20 protein-coding genes and 1 tRNA gene are annotated in these 18,052 nt (G+C 57.0%); 8 read left to right on the top strand and 13 right to left on the bottom strand.

Annotated elements, in window-relative coordinates; translation table 11 throughout:
- Positions 1 to 9 precede the first annotated feature (9 nt).
- The 3 genes from TSA66_RS08850 to TSA66_RS08840 are packed head-to-tail and all read left to right on the top strand — an operon-like array spanning position 10 to position 3,718.
- Entirely contained in the window at positions 10 to 1,071 is a 1,062-nt protein-coding gene (locus TSA66_RS08850; RefSeq protein WP_040042353.1) for a microcin C ABC transporter permease YejB, read from the top strand.
- Positions 1,068 to 2,111, top strand: a complete 1,044-nt coding sequence (locus TSA66_RS08845; RefSeq protein ID WP_040039730.1) for an ABC transporter permease — start codon at positions 1,068 to 1,070, stop codon at positions 2,109 to 2,111. Before TSA66_RS08850 ends, TSA66_RS08845 begins: the two co-directional genes overlap by 4 nt.
- On the top strand, positions 2,108 to 3,718 hold the full coding sequence (locus TSA66_RS08840; protein WP_040039729.1) for an ABC transporter ATP-binding protein: 1,611 nt from the start codon (positions 2,108 to 2,110) through the stop codon (positions 3,716 to 3,718). The genes TSA66_RS08845 and TSA66_RS08840 overlap by 4 nt, the downstream gene beginning before the upstream one ends.
- Positions 3,719 to 3,767: 49 nt before the next feature.
- Here the strand turns inward: TSA66_RS08840 and TSA66_RS08835 are convergent, their stop codons facing one another.
- Positions 3,768 to 5,276 (bottom strand): transglycosylase SLT domain-containing protein, encoded by a 1,509-nt coding sequence (locus TSA66_RS08835; protein ID WP_232429433.1) that lies wholly within the window; start codon positions 5,274 to 5,276, stop codon positions 3,768 to 3,770.
- A 214-nt stretch (positions 5,277 to 5,490) separates the two neighbouring features.
- Complete coding sequence (gene gloB, locus TSA66_RS08830) at positions 5,491 to 6,264, bottom strand: hydroxyacylglutathione hydrolase (RefSeq protein WP_040039728.1); 774 nt, start codon at positions 6,262 to 6,264, stop codon at positions 5,491 to 5,493.
- Positions 6,265 to 6,267: 3 nt separating this feature from the next.
- Between gloB and TSA66_RS08825 the strand changes: the two genes are divergently transcribed.
- The 4 genes from TSA66_RS08825 (at position 6,268) to TSA66_RS08810 (ending at position 8,374) form a co-directional block, all read left to right on the top strand.
- A complete protein-coding gene (locus TSA66_RS08825) occupies positions 6,268 to 7,056 on the top strand; it encodes a class I SAM-dependent methyltransferase (RefSeq protein WP_040042351.1) in 789 nt (262 codons plus the stop codon).
- Entirely contained in the window at positions 7,049 to 7,483 is a 435-nt protein-coding gene (gene rnhA / locus TSA66_RS08820) for a ribonuclease HI (RefSeq protein ID WP_040039727.1), read from the top strand. Before TSA66_RS08825 ends, rnhA begins: the two co-directional genes overlap by 8 nt.
- A 68-nt stretch (positions 7,484 to 7,551) precedes the next feature.
- On the top strand, positions 7,552 to 8,262 hold the full coding sequence (gene dnaQ / locus TSA66_RS08815; protein ID WP_040039726.1) for a DNA polymerase III subunit epsilon: 711 nt from the start codon (positions 7,552 to 7,554) through the stop codon (positions 8,260 to 8,262).
- Between the two features lie 37 nt (positions 8,263 to 8,299).
- A tRNA-Val gene (locus TSA66_RS08810) sits at positions 8,300 to 8,374 on the top strand.
- 110 nt (positions 8,375 to 8,484) lie between these two features.
- Here the strand turns inward: TSA66_RS08810 and TSA66_RS08805 are convergent.
- From TSA66_RS08805 to TSA66_RS08780, 7 genes are all read right to left on the bottom strand, one after another.
- Complete coding sequence (locus tag TSA66_RS08805) at positions 8,485 to 8,802, bottom strand: phage head closure protein (protein ID WP_040039725.1); 318 nt, start codon at positions 8,800 to 8,802, stop codon at positions 8,485 to 8,487.
- Entirely contained in the window at positions 8,799 to 9,071 is a 273-nt protein-coding gene (locus TSA66_RS08800; protein WP_040039724.1) for a head-tail connector protein, read from the bottom strand. The genes TSA66_RS08805 and TSA66_RS08800 overlap by 4 nt, the downstream gene beginning before the upstream one ends.
- Positions 9,072 to 9,243: 172 nt before the next feature.
- Complete coding sequence (locus tag TSA66_RS08795; RefSeq protein WP_040039723.1) at positions 9,244 to 10,479, bottom strand: site-specific integrase; 1,236 nt, start codon at positions 10,477 to 10,479, stop codon at positions 9,244 to 9,246.
- 291 nt (positions 10,480 to 10,770) lie between these two features.
- Positions 10,771 to 10,908 carry a hypothetical protein gene (locus TSA66_RS26815; protein WP_157691637.1) on the bottom strand — a complete coding sequence of 46 codons (138 nt, stop codon included), beginning with the start codon at positions 10,906 to 10,908 and terminating at the stop codon, positions 10,771 to 10,773.
- A 538-nt stretch (positions 10,909 to 11,446) separates the two neighbouring features.
- The gene (locus TSA66_RS08790; protein ID WP_084199434.1) at positions 11,447 to 13,669 is read right to left on the bottom strand and encodes a YgiQ family radical SAM protein; all 2,223 of its coding nucleotides are present in this window, start codon (positions 13,667 to 13,669) and stop codon (positions 11,447 to 11,449) included.
- A 56-nt stretch (positions 13,670 to 13,725) separates the two neighbouring features.
- Positions 13,726 to 14,205 (bottom strand): YMGG-like glycine zipper-containing protein, encoded by a 480-nt coding sequence (locus TSA66_RS08785; protein WP_232429432.1) that lies wholly within the window; start codon positions 14,203 to 14,205, stop codon positions 13,726 to 13,728.
- Positions 14,206 to 14,250: 45 nt separating this feature from the next.
- Complete coding sequence (locus TSA66_RS08780; protein WP_040039721.1) at positions 14,251 to 14,616, bottom strand: hypothetical protein; 366 nt, start codon at positions 14,614 to 14,616, stop codon at positions 14,251 to 14,253.
- 299 nt (positions 14,617 to 14,915) lie between these two features.
- Between TSA66_RS08780 and TSA66_RS08775 the strand changes: the two genes are divergently transcribed.
- On the top strand, positions 14,916 to 15,242 hold the full coding sequence (locus tag TSA66_RS08775) for a hypothetical protein (RefSeq protein WP_040039720.1): 327 nt from the start codon (positions 14,916 to 14,918) through the stop codon (positions 15,240 to 15,242).
- A 128-nt stretch (positions 15,243 to 15,370) separates the two neighbouring features.
- Here the strand turns inward: TSA66_RS08775 and minE are convergent, their stop codons facing one another.
- The 4 genes from minE to TSA66_RS08755 all read right to left on the bottom strand — a co-directional run bounded on the left by minE (position 15,371) and on the right by TSA66_RS08755 (position 18,017).
- Entirely contained in the window at positions 15,371 to 15,622 is a 252-nt protein-coding gene (gene minE, locus TSA66_RS08770) for a cell division topological specificity factor MinE (RefSeq protein WP_040039719.1), read from the bottom strand.
- 2 nt (positions 15,623 to 15,624) lie between these two features.
- Entirely contained in the window at positions 15,625 to 16,440 is an 816-nt protein-coding gene (gene minD / locus TSA66_RS08765; protein ID WP_040039718.1) for a septum site-determining protein MinD, read from the bottom strand.
- A 29-nt stretch (positions 16,441 to 16,469) separates the two neighbouring features.
- Positions 16,470 to 17,222, bottom strand: coding sequence for a septum site-determining protein MinC (gene minC, locus TSA66_RS08760; protein ID WP_040039717.1), 753 nt, complete (start codon positions 17,220 to 17,222; stop codon positions 16,470 to 16,472).
- A gap of 312 nt (positions 17,223 to 17,534) precedes the next feature.
- On the bottom strand, positions 17,535 to 18,017 hold the full coding sequence (locus tag TSA66_RS08755) for a hypothetical protein (protein ID WP_157691636.1): 483 nt from the start codon (positions 18,015 to 18,017) through the stop codon (positions 17,535 to 17,537).
- Positions 18,018 to 18,052: the final 35 nt, after the last annotated feature.

Raw genomic sequence — 18,052 nt, 5'->3', positions numbered from 1 at the left:
AGGGCAATGATGAACATTTGGTCTTACATTGGAAAACGCGTCCTGCTGATGATTCCGACGCTGCTCGGGGTGGTGGCGATTACGTTTGCGGTCATTCAGTTCGTGCCCGGCGGACCGGTCGAACAAGCCTTGATCGAGCTGAAAAAGGGACAGACTGCCGGCGGCGAGGCCTCGGGAGGTGGCGCCGCCGAATATCGCGGCCGTCAGGGTATCGACGCGGAACGGGTGAAAGAGATCAAGGCGCTGTACGGCTTCGACAAGCCGCCGGCAGAGCGCTTCTGGCTGATGTTGAAAGGTTTTGCACGCTTCGACCTGGGGCAGAGCTTTTATCACCACAAGGATGTGTGGCAGCTGGTGCAGTCGAAACTGCCGGTATCGATCAGCATCGGCATGTGGACCTTCTTCCTTACCTACTTCATTTCGCTGCCGCTCGGTATTGCCAAGGCGGTGCGCGAAGGGACTCGGTTCGATGTGGTGACGAGCCTTGCGGTGCTGATTGGCTATTCGATCCCCGGCTTCGTACTGGGCGTGCTGCTGCTGGTGCTGTTCGGCGGTGGAAGTTTCGTGCAATGGTTTCCCTTGCGCGGATTGACCTCCGACGACTGGGAGCAGCTTTCCTGGTTCGGCAAGATCCTTGATTACCTGTGGCATATCACCTTGCCGGTCACCGCCTCGGTCGCTGGCTCGTTTGCGGTGATGACGATGCTGACCAAGAACACCTTTCTCGAAGAGATCAGAAAGCAGTATGTGCTGACAGCGCGCGCCAAGGGACTGAGCGAGCAGGCTGTGCTGTACAAGCACGTATTCCGCAATGCGCTGATTCCGCTGGTGACCGGATTCCCGGCGGCATTCATCGGTGCCTTTTTCGCCGGCAGTCTCTTGATCGAAACCCTGTTCTCGCTTGACGGGTTGGGTCTGCTGTCCTACGAGTCGGTGGTGCGGCGCGATTACCCGGTCGTGATGGGCACGCTCTACCTGTTTACGCTGATCGGACTGGTGGTGAAACTGATAGGCGACCTGTGCTATGTGTGGGCCGACCCGCGGGTGCAATTCGAGAGTCTGAACCGATGAACGCAACTACAACTACGCCATCCATCTCGCCGGGGCGCCGCATCTGGCTGCGTTTCAAGCAGAATCGCCGGGGCTACTGGAGTCTGGTCATTTTCCTCGTGCTGTTCGGCCTGAGCCTGATGGCCGAGGTGATATCGAATGACAAGCCGCTGCTGGCACGCTACAACGGCACCATGATGTTCCCCATGGTGCATACCTATTCGGAGAAGGATTTTGGCGGCGATTTCGATTCGCAGGCGGATTATCTCGATCCCTTCATCCAAGACCAGTTCCGGAAGAAGGGGAACTGGGCGATCTATCCGATCAATCACTATTACTACGACACGCTGAATTACTTCGCCAAGTCGCCCAATCCCGCGCCTCCCTCCGCAGATAACTGGCTCGGTACCGATGACAGGGGGCGCGACGTGTTCGCCCGGCTGTTGTACGGCTTTCGCATTTCAGTCGTGTTCGGCCTCGCGCTGACAATCACGGGCGTGATCCTGGGCGTGCTGGCCGGTGCCATCCAGGGGTATTTTGCCGGCAAGACCGACCTGTTTTTCCAGCGTTTCATGGAAATCTGGGGATCGATGCCGGAACTGTACCTGCTGATCATTTTTGCATCGATCTTCCAGCCAAGCCTCGGCCTCTTGCTGATCCTGCTCTCGCTGTTCGGCTGGATGGGGTTGTCAGACTACGTGCGCGCCGATTTTCTGCGTAACCGCAATCTCGAGTACGTGCAGGCGGCGCGTGCACTGGGCCTGTCGAACCGAACCATCATTTGGCGCCATGTGCTGCCCAACAGCCTGACCCCTGTCGTAACCTTTCTGCCTTTTCGCATGAGCGCGGCCATCCTGTCGCTCACCAGCCTCGACTTCCTCGGGCTGGGTGTGCCACCGCCGACGCCGAGCCTCGGCGAGCTGTTGGCGCAGGGCAAGAACAACCTGGACGCGTGGTGGATTGCGCTGTCGACCTTTTTTGCATTGACCTTGACCTTGCTGCTGCTGACCAATATTGGCGATGCGCTGCGTAATGCGCTGGACGTCAGGAGGAAGGCATGAGCTTGCTCGACGTCAAGAATTTGAATGTGGCGTTTGGATCGTCCACGGTCGTCCACGACGTCAGTTTCAGTATCGCACCCGGCGAGAAATTCGCCCTGGTCGGCGAATCGGGATCGGGCAAGACGGTAACCTCGCTCGCCGTACTGCGACTGAACCAGGACGCGCGCTATGGCGGAAGCATCCTGTTCGACGGCAACGACTTGCTGAAGAAACCGGAAGCGGCGATGCGTGCGGTGCGCGGCAAGGACATAGCGATGATTTTCCAGGAGCCGATGACCGCCCTCAACCCCTTGTTCACCATTGGGAACCAGATTGCGGAAGTACTGATGCTGCACGAGGGCTTGAGCGCAAAGATGGCGGCGCAGCGCGCGGTGGATTTGTTGGACAAGACCGGCATTCCCGAGCCGGCGCGGCGCGCCCTCGCGTTCCCGCACCAGTTGTCCGGGGGGCAGCGTCAACGTGCGATGATTGCCATGGCACTGGCGTGCAAGCCCAAGCTCCTGATCGCGGACGAACCGACGACCGCGCTGGACGTGACGATCCAGGTCCAGATCCTGGAGTTGCTGAACCAGTTGCAGCACGAAGAGAACATGGCCGTGTTGATGATCACCCACGATCTGAACCTGGTGCGCCATTTTGCCGACCGGGTCGGTGTGATGGAGCGTGGGCGCTTGATCGAGGCCGCAACCACGCATGACCTATTTGCCCAGCCGCGCGAAGCCTACACGCGCAAGCTGCTGGCCAGCCATCCGACGCGCGCAGTCGACGCCGTCGATGACTCGTCGACGCCCTTGCTGGTGGCCGAACAGGTGCGCTGCACGTTCTCGATTCCGATGGGTTGGTTCAAGAAGAAGGAGTTTGTGGCAGTCGACAACGTCGACCTTACCTTGAAGCCGCACGAGACGCTCGGCATTGTCGGTGAATCTGGCTCCGGCAAATCTACGCTAGGCATGGCCTTGTTGCGGCTGTCGTCGGCGTCGGTAACGGGGCGTATCGCATTTGTCGGCAACCCGATCAGCGAGATGCCGAGCGCGGCGTTGCGACCGTTGCGCGCGCGTATGCAGGTAGTGTTCCAGGATCCGTTCGCCTCGTTGTCGCCGCGCCGCACGATCGAGCAGATTGTCGGCGAGGGACTGGAGCTGCATCAGCCCAAGCTGGGCAAGACGGGCCTGCGCGATGCCGTCGCCCAAAGTCTTGCCGAGGTCGGCCTTGCGCCGGAAATGATGTCGCGCTATCCGCACGAATTTTCGGGCGGGCAGCGCCAGCGTATCGCGATTGCGCGCGCCTTGGTGCTGAAGCCGGAGCTGCTCCTGCTAGACGAGCCTACTTCATCGCTCGATGTCTCGGTGCAGCAGCAAGTCCTGTTGCTGCTCGCCGAGTTGCAGCGCAAGTACGGTATGGCCTACCTGTTCATCAGCCATGACCTCGCGGTCATACGCGCGATGGCGCATCGCGTGATGGTAATGAAGGATGGAAAGGTCGTTGAAAGCGGCACTACGGAAGAGGTGCTGTCCCATCCGCGTCAGGCCTACACCAAGCGCCTGCTTGCAGCCTCCAGTTATTCGACCCTGGAGGAGGGCAGGATCGGCGCGCCGGGACAGGAGTAAATGATGGCAGCCCCAGCAGTACGGCCTGTGCAGTCGCTGGGGCGATTGATTAGCCGCGGTGCTTCTTGTGCGTTTTGGATGTAGTTGCCGTTGCTTTGCTCTTGCGCACCGGCGGGGCAACTTTGCGATGCGGCGGCGTGCTCCCTCGGGCGACGTGGTAGGAGCCGTTTTTCGAGGCCTTGTAAGGTACGTGAAGCTGAAGGGTCTGCCCGGAAGACACTTTGTCATGCTTCAGGCTATTCCAGCTCTTGATCTGCGCGATGCTCACCTGGTTGCGTTTGGCGATCGACGCCAGGGTGTCGCGCTTGCCGACTTTGACATAGATGCGGCGGGTATCCGGCACATCCGGTTCGACCGCGATGGTCGCATTGTCCACAATCTCCGGCGCGATGTCCCTTTCCGGTGCGCCTTCAGCCTTTGGCACCAGCACGGTCGAGCCGGCCTTCAGGCGCATATTCGGCGGAATGTTGTTGACTTCGCGGATCACCTGCGGCGTGGTGTGGAACTTCGAGGCGATCGTCTCGATGCGTTCACGCGCACTCGTGACCTTGTGCGCAGTCCATGACGACAAGGCGCGACCCCATTTCGCCAGATTGGCCTTGAACTTGGCTGCGTTGCTTTGCGGGAGCAGGATCTGGGTGTCGGAGCTGCCGGTGATGACCGGGCGGTTAAACTGCGGATTGAGCGCCTTGAACTCATCGACCGATAGCTCGGCGAGCTGCGCGGCAACCTTGATGTCGATATCGCGCGTCTTGCCGATGGTGACGAAATACGGCTGGTTTTCCACCTTGGGCAGTGCGATGCCGTATTGCGCCGGCATGGCGATGATGTTTTTGACTGCTTGCAGTTTCGGCACGTAGTTGCGCGTTTCAACCGGCATCAGTGGCGAAAGGCTGTTGAAGTCCGTCGGCAAGCCGGCGGCGCGGTTCTTGTTGACCGCGCGCTGCACTGAACCTTCGCCCCAGTTGTATGCGGCCAGCGCCAGTTGCCAGTCGCCGAACATGTCATACAGCTTTTGCAGGTAGGTCAGCGCCGCATCGGTCGACGCCAAGACGTCACGGCGCTCGTCCTTGAAGATGCTTTGCTTGAGGTTGAAGTCGCGGCCGGTCGATGGAATGAACTGCCACATGCCGGCAGCCTTCGCAGTCGAATAAGCCTGCGGATTGAAGGCTGATTCAATGAAGGGCAGCAGCGCCAGTTCGGTCGGCATGCCGCGCTTTTCGAGTTCCTGCACGACGTGGAACAGGTAGCGCGAGGCGCGCGTGGTGGTGCGCTGGATGTAATCGGGGCGCGAGGTGTACCACTGCAGCTGATTCTCGACCAGCGGATTGTTCAGGTCCGGAATGCCGAAACCCTTGCGGATGCGTCCCCAGACATCGACTTCCTCCATCGCCAGCACTTGTGCGATCGGATCGTTCGGATCGTATGGCTTGTCGAGCGCGGATGCCTGCGCCCAGTTGTAGAGGGGGAGGGAAAGGTCGTTGGCCAGCGTGGTAAGTGGGGTGCCGAATAGAAATAGTGCTGCAATAGATAGTTTTGTTGTTTTCGGCAGATGCATGTGGCCTCACTTGCTTTTGGTATACCGCCGCATCGGCAGTCGGCTGGCTCGAAACCCGCACTCAAACATTCGACGCGCCCCTAATGGGGCGCGAACTGTCGGGCGAGCGGATTAAATGCCCGGGAGTTTACGTAATCGTGTTTTCCTACGTCAAGGTTTATTACATTCCACCACTATTATCTATCATAACAATTTTACAAGGGAATGCGTCATCTCAACGATAGGTGTTTTTCCATTGCCGTAAGGCAGTGAAAACAGCAATTGGTTCCCTGGAGGAAAGATGTTGTAAGGCGATGAGCCGCTCTGCAATGGCGGGCTCATGAAAGCGCAAGAAGGGATTGGTGGACCGTTCCAAACCAATGGTGGACGGGATGGTGGGGAGGCCGTGGTCACGTTTTGCCTGCTCGGCCTGGATGCGAGGATCAAGCGCTGGATTGTCTGGTTCCACCTCTCTGGCAAAGTGCAGGTTGGCGAGCGTGTATTCATGCGCGCAATAGACTTGCGTTGCGTCTGGCAGAGCGGAAAGCTTGGTCAAAGAAGCCGCCATCTGTTCTGGCGTACCTTCGAATAACCGGCCGCAGCCACCGGCAAACAAGGTGTCGCCGCAGAACAGCCATTGCTGCTGGTGGGCGACATAAGCAATATGTCCTTTTGTGTGACCGGGAACGTCGAGTACAGCGAGCGTCAAGTCTAATTCGGGTATCGTAACAGTGTCGCCCTCACTCAATGGCTCGGTAATTTGAGGAATCGCTTCATGACGCGGTCCGAATACGGGAACATGGAAGTTTGCCAACAGGCCCGGCACGCCGCCAACATGGTCAGCATGATGATGTGTCAGTAGAATAGCGGCCAGGGAAAGTTGATGTGCATTAAGCGCTGCAAGAACCGGTGTTGCGTCTCCCGGGTCGACCACTGCGGCATGCCTGCCGTCGTGAATCAACCACAAGTAATTGTCCTGAAAAGCCGGAACAGCCAATACAGTCAACATATGATGGACCATCCGCCAATTGAAAAATCCATTATAGCGCTCGGCCCTTGGCTGGAGACGCCGACCGGTGGCTATGTCAGGGCATGGCAGCAGGCGCGGCTGGACGAATTGACGGCGGATATTTTCGGATTCAATGCGGTCCAGATTGGCTTGCCGCAGATTCAAGCGCTGCAGGCGAACCGCATGCCCAACAAATGGCTGACCGACACGCAAATGCCGGGCAAGGTACAAAGTGACAGGCGCGCGCCCATCGTCGTGGTGCATGACTTTGCCGAACTGCCGTTTGCATCACAAAGCCTCGATTTAGTGGTGCTGCCCCATGTGCTGGAATTTGCGGCCGAGCCGCATCAGGTGTTGCGTGAAGTTGAGCGGGTGCTGATTCCGGAAGGGCAAGTGATTATCTGCGGCTTCAATCCGGCTAGTCTCTGGGGATTGCGCCAAGTAGCGGGGCGCTTGACGGGGGCGCATTTCATGCCGCAGGACGGTGAGTTCATTAGCGTGCCGCGTCTGAAGGACTGGCTGAAACTGCTCAATATGGAGGTAAATCGGGGCCATTTCGGCTGTTATGCGCCGCCGTGTACCACGGAAAAATGGCTGAAGCGCTTTGCTTTCATGGAAAAGGCTGGCAATCGCTGGTGGCCTTATCTCGGCGCGGTTTACATGGTCCATGCATTCAAGCGTATTCGTGGCATGCGTCTGATTGGACCGGTGTGGACCAAGCAAACTGCGACCGCGCGCCAAGGCGTGCCAGCGACTAACAAGATACACAGGCAGAAAAATAGGAATGGATAAAGTTGTGATTTATACCGATGGGGCGTGCAAGGGAAATCCCGGCCCCGGCGGTTGGGGAGCATTGCTGATCGCAGGCGAGCACAAGAAGGAGCTTTTTGGTGGCGAACTGAATACCACCAACAATCGCATGGAATTGAAAGCCGTGATCGAAGCGCTTTCCGCGCTCAAGCGACCCTGCGAAGTGGTCGTGCATACTGACAGCCAGTATGTTCAAAAAGGCATCAGCGAATGGATTCACGGCTGGAAAGCGCGTGGCTGGAAGACCGCGTCGAAGGAGCCGGTCAAGAACGTCGACCTGTGGCAAGCTCTCGACAGTGCCCAGGCAACGCACAGCATTCAATGGCGCTGGGTCAAGGGTCATGCCGGGCATGATGGTAATGAACGCGCCGACAGGCTAGCCAATATGGGCGTGGCATCCGTGTCCTGACACTCTGTCGCAGGTCCTGTTCTGGCTCAAAAACACAGCTAAACTTACTTACGTTACACACGAAACGCATGCGCCAAATTGTCCTCGATACCGAAACGACCGGCTTGAATCCGCGCTCCGGAGACCGCATTATTGAAATCGGCTGCGTCGAGATCGTCAACCGGCGACTGACCGGCAACAATTTTCACACCTATATCAATCCCGAACGCGACTCGGAAGAGGGCGCGCTCGCGGTACACGGCCTGACCACGGAATTCCTTAGCGATAAACCGAAGTTTGCCGAGATCGCCGATACGCTGCGCGACTATGTGAAGGATGCCGAAATCATCATTCATAACGCCCCGTTCGATCTGGCTTTTCTCGATGCCGAATTTGACCGCCTGGGCTTTCCACGCTTCGTGCAGCATGTCGCGATGGTGACGGACACCCTTGTGCAAGCCAAGGAAATACACCCGGGTAAGCGCAATTCTCTTGATGCGTTGTGCGACCGATACGGTATTTCGAATGCGCATCGCACACTGCACGGCGCGTTGCTTGATGCCGAGCTGCTCGCGGAAGTGTATCTCGCAATGACGCGCGGCCAGAACAGCCTCACAATTGATCTGGCCGTTCCGGAAGCAAGTGCGGCCAATACTGAAGTCATTGAGGTTGCGACGACCACCGAAATTATCGTGCTGCAAGCCTCGGCAGAGGAAATGGCCGATCACGAAGCTTTGCTCGATCGACTGGATAAGGAAGCGAAAGGCAGTTGCGTATGGCGTGCAGCAATCACAAATTGATTCGCTGCAGCAGTTGTGAGATAATGCCGACCTCTTCGGACAGTTAGCTCAGGGGTAGAGCACCGCCTTCACACGGCGGGGGTCACTGGTTCAATCCCAGTACTGTCCACCAAAATTCAATAATAAAATCAATTAGTTAGAAATATAAAGCCGACTAGAAACAGTCGGCTTTTTCTTTTGTGGACTTCCGATGGACTTATTCGGCAGAAATAGTCCATTCCGTTAAGCCGTGGACTTGCACATCAAAACCAGTTCTTCATTCCGCATTTCAGGATTGATGACGCTCAGCACGTCATAAACGGTCGCGCCGTGGGTGATGCGGTCGCTCGACAATATGCCTGCCTGATAGCGCATCCTGATCTTGGTTGTAACCTCGGACTGTGCCGCACTTGCTGCGAAGTATTCCCGTCCGTTGATCGGTTCCACGCTGGCAGGGAAGGTGCCGACCGTCTCCCAAGTCTGAACCGGTTGCCCGATTTCGTCCTGCCCTTCGCTATACCGTTCAATGGTCACTTTGTGACGAAGTTTTCCGGCTCTCATACTTCCATCATCCGATAGGGGTTCAGCAGGAGGGTGAACGTCTTGTTTTCCGATAGTGGCCGCTCGGATTGTGCCTCTCTGTTTTCGTACAAGTCGCCCACCATTAGCAGCGCCGCTGATTTGACCGGGGCAGGGGCATCGTCGCCACAGGCCACGCCTGTGTAGTTCTCGATATGGGCTGTAGCGGTCGCAATCATGGCGGTGATCGCCGCATCGTCGTCGTTGCCGACTACGCGAATATGGTTTTTTACTTCGTCCAGGCTAATCATTCATTCCTCCAGGTTGTAAGTGCCGGCCACGCAAGCGGAAAACGCTAGCTTGCCGCTATCAATAAAATCATCGACAAATTCGACCGGATAATCCCATGCCGACATCAGCACAAATTCTGCATCGTGCTGATCAAGGTAACGCCAGACACCGTTTCCGGTGCCGCCGGGTCGGTTACAGCGTTCTCATAAGTTTCTGTACTGCTGCTGCTTTATGCTCTGGTGCAAGGTGAGCGTAACGAAGCGTCATCTTTATATCGGAATGCCCAAGCAGCTCGCGGACGGTGTTTAGGTCTACGCCGGCCATTACCAGTCGACTTGCGAAGTGATGCCGCATGTCGTGCCAGCGGAAATTTTCGATTTGCGCATCCCTCAGCAGCTTGCCCCATGCCGTTTTTACCTCAGTCATGCGTTTGCCTTCGCGCCCAGGGAATACAAGATCGGTTTGCGGTTGCTGCGCTTTCCATTGAGTCAAAGCGGCTTTAGCTTCGTCATTGAGCGGAAGGTGCCGGGTCTTGTTGCTCTTTGCTGCCTCGTCCCGTACCGTCAGAATCGCTAGATCGAGGTCAACATCAGACCATCGAAGGGTGAGCAATTCGCCTTGCCTGATCCCGGTGTTCAATGACAGCAGTATTGCCGGCTTTAGATGGTCAACAAAATGATGGTCATCGATTGCCGGAAGCAGGTCGTAGTGACGGGTTGCACGCCACGCGTTCGCACGGGCTCGGCCTTCGCGGTCGCGCAATTCGCGCGCGTCCAGTGCCGCCCGTAGTCTCTTTTCTTCATCGTCGGTCAGGAATCGGACGATCTTGCCGCCAGATTCTTCCATACGCTTGATAGACTTGATCGGATGTTCATCGATCAGACGCCAATCCACGGCGCGCGAGAATAGGGACTTCAGCGCGTTCATGTCGCGGTTGACGGTGGCGGCCTTCTTCCCGTCCTTTATCCGGCCGGCGCGCCATTTATCGATGGTTCTTGCGTCGAACTCGGATAGCGGCTTGTTGCCGAACTCGGCAAATAGCTTTTTAAGGCGGTCAATAATTGATGCTGCGGTGCGGTTATGAGCGCGCAGATGGTCGCCATATTCGCCATCGATGAAAGAGAAGAGCGTTAGCTTTCCCTTGGTCTTGGCTTTCTTTTCTTCGGCGGGATTGTCTCCGCCGGCGATTTTTCCAAGCAGGATGCGCGCTTCTTCGCGCGCGTCGCTAACGGTGGTGGTGGGGAAGTTCTTGCCAAGGGAGTAGCGGACCTGCTTGCCGTCCTTGCCTGTGTAGCGAATGGCATAGGTAATAGCGCCGGCAGGGGTGATGCGAACGGTAAAACCTTTTAGTTCAGTATCGGCAATGTCGAATACTTTAGCGCCAGGCTTGACGCTTCTCAGTAGCTCCCGGTCGATCTTTGCTTTCATGCTTTTCGCTGTGGACTTCTGGTGGACTTGATCCGCAGTGTATCAGCATGGACGGCAGTTAACAAGCATTGTCTAAGTGCTTGATTTTAAACGATGTGCAATACTGCTATTTACCCCTAAAAACTATGTTTCTGTCCTTCACACGGCGGGGGTCACTGGTTCAATCCCAGTACTGTCCACCACGGATTTTCAGTGGCCTCAAACAGGGGCACAATATAAAAAAGCCGGCGCAAGCAGGCTTTTTTATTTGCTCTTTCTCCACGAGGTTCTCTTGTCGGCGCGATCCGGAATTCAGCTGAGCGCCTTGATTGCCCAATAAATCAGGCCAATACTGCAAGCCGCAGAGGAGGCGATGCAGGCGACTGCTTGCAGTTTGTTGAAATTGAACCGGGAAACGGTAACCGTTGCCTGGCTTGTGGATTTTTGCATGGCATTCCTCGTTGAGATGCGACAACGGCTTTCTAAAGATTATTGTACAGAGGCTGTTCTACGAAGCAATAGTCTAACAAGCAAATCTTTAAGAAATGGAGTTGAGGAAAATCAACTGTTGACGACTGGCTCCAGAAGTCACGGTCTGCCGTTCCAGCTGTACGGCTGCTGAAATTTACAACGGCTAACGTTGTTAATAAGCATGGGCTATATATTCTAGCGCGTTGATTTTAAAGAAAATTTATGCGTTGATTAGAGTCGGGGCATGCAATCCCTCAACATTATCTGGTCATCGCGAAATACTGCGCCACAGCGGCGAGGAACAATTCCGACGGGTAAAAAAAAGCCCGCACACCTTTCGGTTGCGGGCTAAATCCAATTCAAGGAGAGTTGGAGGAGACAATTCCACTATATCTCCCCACCCTATGTAAGTCTGCTTTATTGTGGTGATACCAGTTATTCTGTTTTTTTATAACTGAGCAAGGCAGATGCGTCGATATAAAAAGAGCGCGTTAGCCGCGTAATGGACAAGGCTGCGCTATTTTCTCCCGCCTTTCAAGGCTTGTGGAGGCTTTTTGGGCATCGGACGGCTATTGGCCGGGGTACGAACCACCGCCGCTCCCGGACGCGGCTTGTTTTGGCCAAATTTTTTCGCAAGCTTGTCCGGGCCTGGCGTTTCCTTGCTCCGCTCGATGGCGGCCAGCGCATGCGTCGGGGTATAGCGTGGGACTAAATGTCTTTCGCTGTTTCCGATCAGGTCGGAGCGCCCCATGCGGACGAGCGCTTCGCGCAAAATTTCCCAGTTTTCCGGATCGTGATAGCGCAGGAAAGCCTTGTGAAGGCGCCGTACTTTACCGGCGCGCGGGGTCTCAACCGTCTCCGAATCGGCCGTGACCTTGTGCAGCGGATTCTTGCGGCTATGGTACATCGCGGTAGCGGTGGCCATCGGCGTCGGCACAAACGCCTGCACCTGGTCGAGGCGGAAGTTATTCTTTTTCAGCCAGAGCGCCAGGTTGAGCATGTCTTCATCGGTGGTGCCGGGATGGGCTGCGATGAAGTACGGGATCAGGTACTGTTCCTTGCCCGCTTCTTTCGAATACTTCTCGAACAGTTCCTTGAACTTGTAGTAAGCGCCCATCCCCGGCTTCATCATTTTTGACAGCGGGCCTTCTTCGGAATGTTCCGGGGCGATTTTCAGCAAGCCGCCGACATGGTGCGTCACCAGTTCTTTCACGTATTCGGGCGAGCGTACCGCGAGGTCGTAACGCAGGCCGGAACCGATCAGGATTTTCTTGATGCCGGGGATGGCGCGCGCTTTGCGGTATAGCTGGATCAGTTTGCTGTGATCGGTGCTCATGTTGACACAGATGCTCGGATACACGCAGGAGGGGCGACGACAGGTTTCCTCGATCTTCTTGTCCTTGCATGCGAGGCGATACATGTTGGCCGTCGGTCCGCCCAGGTCCGAGATGGTGCCGGTGAAGCCTTTGGTCTTGTCTCGGATCTGTTCGAGTTCGTGCAGGATGGACGGCTCCGACCGGCTCTGGATGATGCGACCCTCATGTTCTGTAATCGAACAGAAGGTGCATCCGCCAAAGCAGCCGCGCATGATGTTGACCGAGAAGCGGATCATTTCCCATGCCGGGATGCGCGCCTTGCCGTAGCTCGGATGCGGTGATCGCGCATAGGGGACGTCATAGATGCCGTCCATCTCGTCCATCGCCAGCGGCAGGGGTGGCGGGTTGAGCCAGACGTCGCGCTCGCCGTGGGCCTGCACCAGGGCGCGTGCGTTGCCGGGGTTGGATTCAAGGTGAAAGACGCGCGACGCATGCGCGTACATTACCGGGTCGTCCTTGACTTGCTCGTAGGAGGGCAGGCGCACCACCGTCTTGTTGTGCTGTTCCTTCAGCGCGGCTTGCCGCTCTTCGCGACTGAGGATCAGCACCGGCTGTTCGGCCGGCTTGCCCTCGGTCGAACAGCTTTCGGCATTTTTTTCCTTCATTGCATAGGGATCGGGATGCGCCTCGACCCTTCCCGGCGTATCGACACGGGTTGAATTGGCTTCGCTCCAGTCGGCTGCCGGCTTCCACCCGGGCGGCACCATGAAGGCGGTGCCGCGCAGATCGCGGATCGCCTTGATCGATTCGCCTGCTGCCAGGCGGTGCGTCAGGGCGACCAATGCACGTTCGGCATTACCGAACAACAGGAGATCGGCCTTCGAATCCGGCAATACCGAGCGGCGTACCTTGTCGGACCAGTAGTCATAATGGGCGATGCGTCGCAGGCTGGCTTCGATGCTGCCGATGATGATAGCCGTCTCAGGATAGGCTTCGCGCGCGCGCTGGGCGTATACCGTCAGCGCGCGATCGGGGCGCTTGTTCGGCTCGGCATTGGCGGTATAGGCGTCATCCGAGCGGATCTTGCGATCGGCGGTATACCGATTGATCATGGAATCCATATTGCCGGCCGTGATGCCGAAATACAGGTTCGGTTTGCCAAGTGCGCGGAATGGTTCCGCCGAATGCCAATCCGGCTGGCTGATGATGCCGACACGGAAACCTTGCTTTTCCAATAAACGTCCGATCAGCGCCATGCCGAAACTTGGATGGTCAATGTAGGCATCGCCGGTGATCAGGATGACGTCGCAGGAATCCCATCCGAGCGCATCCATTTCCTTGCGGGACATCGGCAGAAATGGGGCTGCGATGGTGTAATCGGGCCGGTAACGGGGGTAGGAAAACAGGTTCGGAGGTGCATTCATGGTGGGGCGGATTGTACCGGAAATGCCTTGTGCCGGAGGGCGGCCGGGGTAGAGGGCTACTGGCGCGGAGCCGCAGGGGGCGGTGGAGCGACATAATGTTGTCCGCCGCGCCCGCGGAAGAAATCGTTCATCAGGTCGCCGCCAGAGACGGGAACGCGATGTCCCTTCGCGTACATGCACTGTTCGTAGCCGAAGTCATAGCGCTGTTGCAGGCGCTCGGCGGAACTCTGGCCGGTTTCGGTCCCCGCCAGTCCGCCAAGGGCCACCCCGCTGCCAGCGCCCACCCCGGCACCCTGCCTGCCGTTGATCGCAGCGCCCGCTGCGGCGCCAAGAACTGTGCCGACGGCGGCGCTGCGCACTCCGCTGTCGAATGCCACGCTATCCGGCGTGCGTCCTCCGGTCTGCTCCTGGGCAAACTGCTTGCACTCGGCGTTATCGACGCGGAACTGTTCAAAGCTCTTCCCCGTACCGGGTAGCACCAGTACGCTGGGCTCGTTCGGCGGTACGGTGGTGCATGCGGCGAGTGTCATCGTCATGACGAAGGCAGTCCACTTCAAGGATTGTGCGGTGCACATGACACGTTATTGCAAATCAGGAGGTTGCGGCGCCACACGCTTCCAGCCTTGCGGGCACCGTTGCACATACGGGTAATAGCCTTGCGGCAGTGGGCAGTAGTACCACCAGTAATTCGGCTGCTCGTCGATGTCATGCCCGCCTTGCTCGATATAGATGGGGGGAGGCGCAGGCACGGCGACAATTGGCGGATAGGCATAGTAGGTGGGCGACCGGTAGTGCACCGGCGGGACGATCGGGACGCCGACAAAAACACCGACGCTGGAGTGCGTATGGCCATGCCAATGACGATATTGCTGATGCGCCCATGCAGAGCTATTTGTCAGCAATGCGAGCAGCAGGTACAAAATGATTGCAGGCCCAACCTTCTTCATGGTGACCTCCTAGCCGCAGATGACGCCGGACGCATCGGAATAAGGCCCCCTTGTCATTTGGACTTGCCGCAATTGCATAAGTTCGGCTCACAGGGCTGCATCCGGACAGCGTTCGCAATCGCTCTCTGTGTGGAGCGCATTCCAGTGTGCCAACGCCGGTAACATCATTCTATGGTCGGATGGTTCCGATTTCTTTAATCAATCGCAGCGGTGCGGCATCCTTGGAACTCCATTGTTGATCATTCATCAAATATACCCGCGGCCTTTTACTTGTATCAACAACGGATAGGAGAGGTACCATGTTGCGCGCAAACGAAATCCAGCAACGCTTCAATCAAATCGAAAACACCATCCATCACGCAGCTGAATGCTGTCAGTCTGCAACCAATCTTCCAATGGATTTGAAGGACAGCATCCAGCAACTGGACCAGCGGGCCATGCAGGCAAGGAGCTTGATTCAGGGGCAGGATGAAAATCAGATTCGCCAGTGCATCGATGATCTGGAAGATCTGGGCGATCGCGCCAAGGATGCATGCGAAAATTCAGGGAATGTTGATGGTGAATTGAGAAGCGCCGTCATGCAGGCGCATCGCGAGCTATCCGACCTGAAGCACCAGTTGCACTGATTGCGGATGTCGCTTCGACAGAGGTGAAATATATGGCGCAGGCATGATGGCCTGCGCCTTTCCTTCCAAGTTGGATCCATGATCGTTGCCCACGGGCCCGCAAAACATCGATACTGCCGTGTGACTTGTTATGCGTCCGGCAAAACGACATTCACATCAAGCACTTCCAGATTGCCTTGACGATCAAGCGAGATCTTGATGTCGTCTGCATTGACCTTCGCATATTTGGAAATGACTTGGATCAGTTCCTTGTGCAAGGCCGGCAGGAAATCCGGGCCGTCGCGGCCATTGCGCTCACGTGCGATAATGACTTGCAGGCGCTCCTTGGCCGCACTCGCGCTCTTCGGTTTGTTATTGAATAAGAATGAGAGTAGCGCCATGTTTACTTGCCTTTAAAAATCCGCTGGAACAGCCCAGGTTTTTCATAAGCGGTAAAGCGCAGCGGAACTTCGTTTCCGAGAAAGCGCGCGACAACATCCTTGTACGCTTCGGAGACATCGCTGCCAGCCATATGAATCGCCGGCTGCCCCTGGTTCGATGCGTGCAGGACGGATTCCGATTCCGGGATAATGCCGATTAAGGGAATACGCAGGATTTCCTGCACATCCGTAAACGACAGCATTTCTCCGGCTTCGACGCGCTTGGGTACGTAACGCGTCAGCAGCAGATGCTCCTTGACCGGTTCCTGACCGTTGAGCGCGCGACGCGATTTAGCTTGGATGATCCCGAGGATACGGTCCGAGTCGCGCACCGACGAGACCTCCGGATTGGTCACGACGATCGCCTCGTCGGCAAAGGTCAATGCCATCACCGCGCCGTGCTCGATGCCGGCCGGAGAGTCGCACACGATGTACTCGAAGCCCATCTTGTCGAGATCATTCAGCACGCGCTCGACGCCTTCCTCCGACAACGCATCCTTGTCGCGTGTCTGCGAGGCCGGCAGAACGAACAGGTTTTCGCAATGCTTGTCCTTGATCAGCGCCTGGTTGAGCGTCGCTTCATTGTTGATCACATTGATGAGGTCGTACACGACGCGCCGCTCGCAACCCATGATCAGGTCGAGATTGCGCAGGCCGACGTCGAAATCGATCACGGCCGTCTTGTGGCCGCGCAGGGCGAGACCCGATGCGAAGCTGGCGCTGGAGGTGGTTTTGCCTACGCCTCCCTTACCCGACGTTACAACAATGATTTTCGCCACAAACAGACTCCTTCCAGAAAATACGAAAATTAAGCTCGGATGGATGATACATCGATCCGGTCACCGGCCAGCCGGACCTGGGCCGGCTTCTTCGCCAGCTCCGGCGGCAGGCCGCTTTCAAACGTGCGATACATGCCAGCGATGGAAACCAGTTCGGCTTCCATGCTCAGCGCAAAAATCCGGGCCTCCGCATTGCCGCTGGCGCCGGCTAGAGCGCGCCCGCGCAACGGCGCATAGACATGGATGCAGCCATCCGCGATCAATTCGGCGCCTGGATTGACTACGGCCATGACAACCAGGTCGGCTCCGCGCGCATAAATGCGCTGCCCGGCACGTACAGGGGTGTCGATGATCATGGCGGGTACCGGCACCGGCGCGGCTGGAGCCGCTTCGATAGCGACAGGCGGTTCCGGCTGTGCTGCGACAGCCGGTTCTTCCTGCGGGGTTTCCTGGCGCGGCTTGGCCAGCGTATCGATGCTCAGGCCGTGCGAAAGAATGTCCTGCTCCATGCCGGCCGGTGCGCCGCGCACTGCAACCGGATTGAGGTTGTAGGACCGGAACAGGCTAATTACCGCAGGCCAGTCCACGCTGCCCTGGCTGAAATCGCAGCCTGCGACATCGAGGACTGCGAACTCGTGGTCAAAATAATCAGGCGCGCCGCCAGTCATCGACTTCATCGCGCCATCCAGCGTTGCCAGATCATGCGAACGCAAGAGGGCGGATACCGCCACGACGGTTGAAATCTTGATCTCTATCGGCTTGTTGCTTTGAGTCTTGGACATAAAAGTGCCTGGAATGAATGCGCCTGCGTCATTTCACGCACGCGCTTGATAAGCAAGAAATCGAAGCGGGCCGGTCAAATGGAACGGGCCGCATGAAAGATGCAGCCCGTTCCAGCGCCTTGAATAATTGCTCACCGCGTGCTAGTGCTTAGCAGTAATTATAACCGCTGGCACGGCGCTATTATGCGAGATCAACCGGCCAATTGCGCGGATGTGGCGGAAAATAGGTGTTTTCCTCCAGAGTTGGTCGAGAGCGGCCTTTGATTGCCGGGGCCGGAGGAAATAATCGGCATGTGGGGAGGCGCGATGCTACTAGTGCCCGGGGACTTTTTCGCTCAGCCGCCAATATTTGCGCAGCAGCTGCACCACATTAAGATCGATCCCAGGGGGCATATATATCCATGTGTTTCCGGTTTTTTGCAGACGGGCTAGCCGCTTGGACCTGATGTTGACTTCCTGTGCCGGCATATCATGCGCCGCGTAAGCCGCCAGTTCAGCTTCGATGTGAAGGTCATTCTTGAAGAAAAGCCATTCCTCGACAAATCGGGACTGAAGGCGTTCCAGTTCGTGTCCTACCGACTCAGGCACCGGGCAGCGGATCTCATCCTTAGTCGGCGGATAGTCAATAGTCCATGGCCCGTAGACATCATCCTGCACGCTGCGATACAGGCGCGGCGTACGATTGTCATAGAAGTTCTCGACCATGAAGAAGGCAGCAGAAAAATACAGGCTCCTGGCCTCGATATGCCAGCCATAGAGGTCGGCGCCGGCCTCGAAGTAAAACAGCGCAAACACGGAACCGAGTTTGCCCGGCGAATATGAAATGTAGA

Source organism: Noviherbaspirillum autotrophicum, from assembly GCF_000818395.1.
In the GTDB taxonomy this organism is placed as follows: domain Bacteria; phylum Pseudomonadota; class Gammaproteobacteria; order Burkholderiales; family Burkholderiaceae_D; genus Noviherbaspirillum; species Noviherbaspirillum autotrophicum.
The sequence above is the reverse complement of the archived record's forward strand: the minus strand, read 5'-3'. Positions and strand labels throughout refer to the sequence as shown.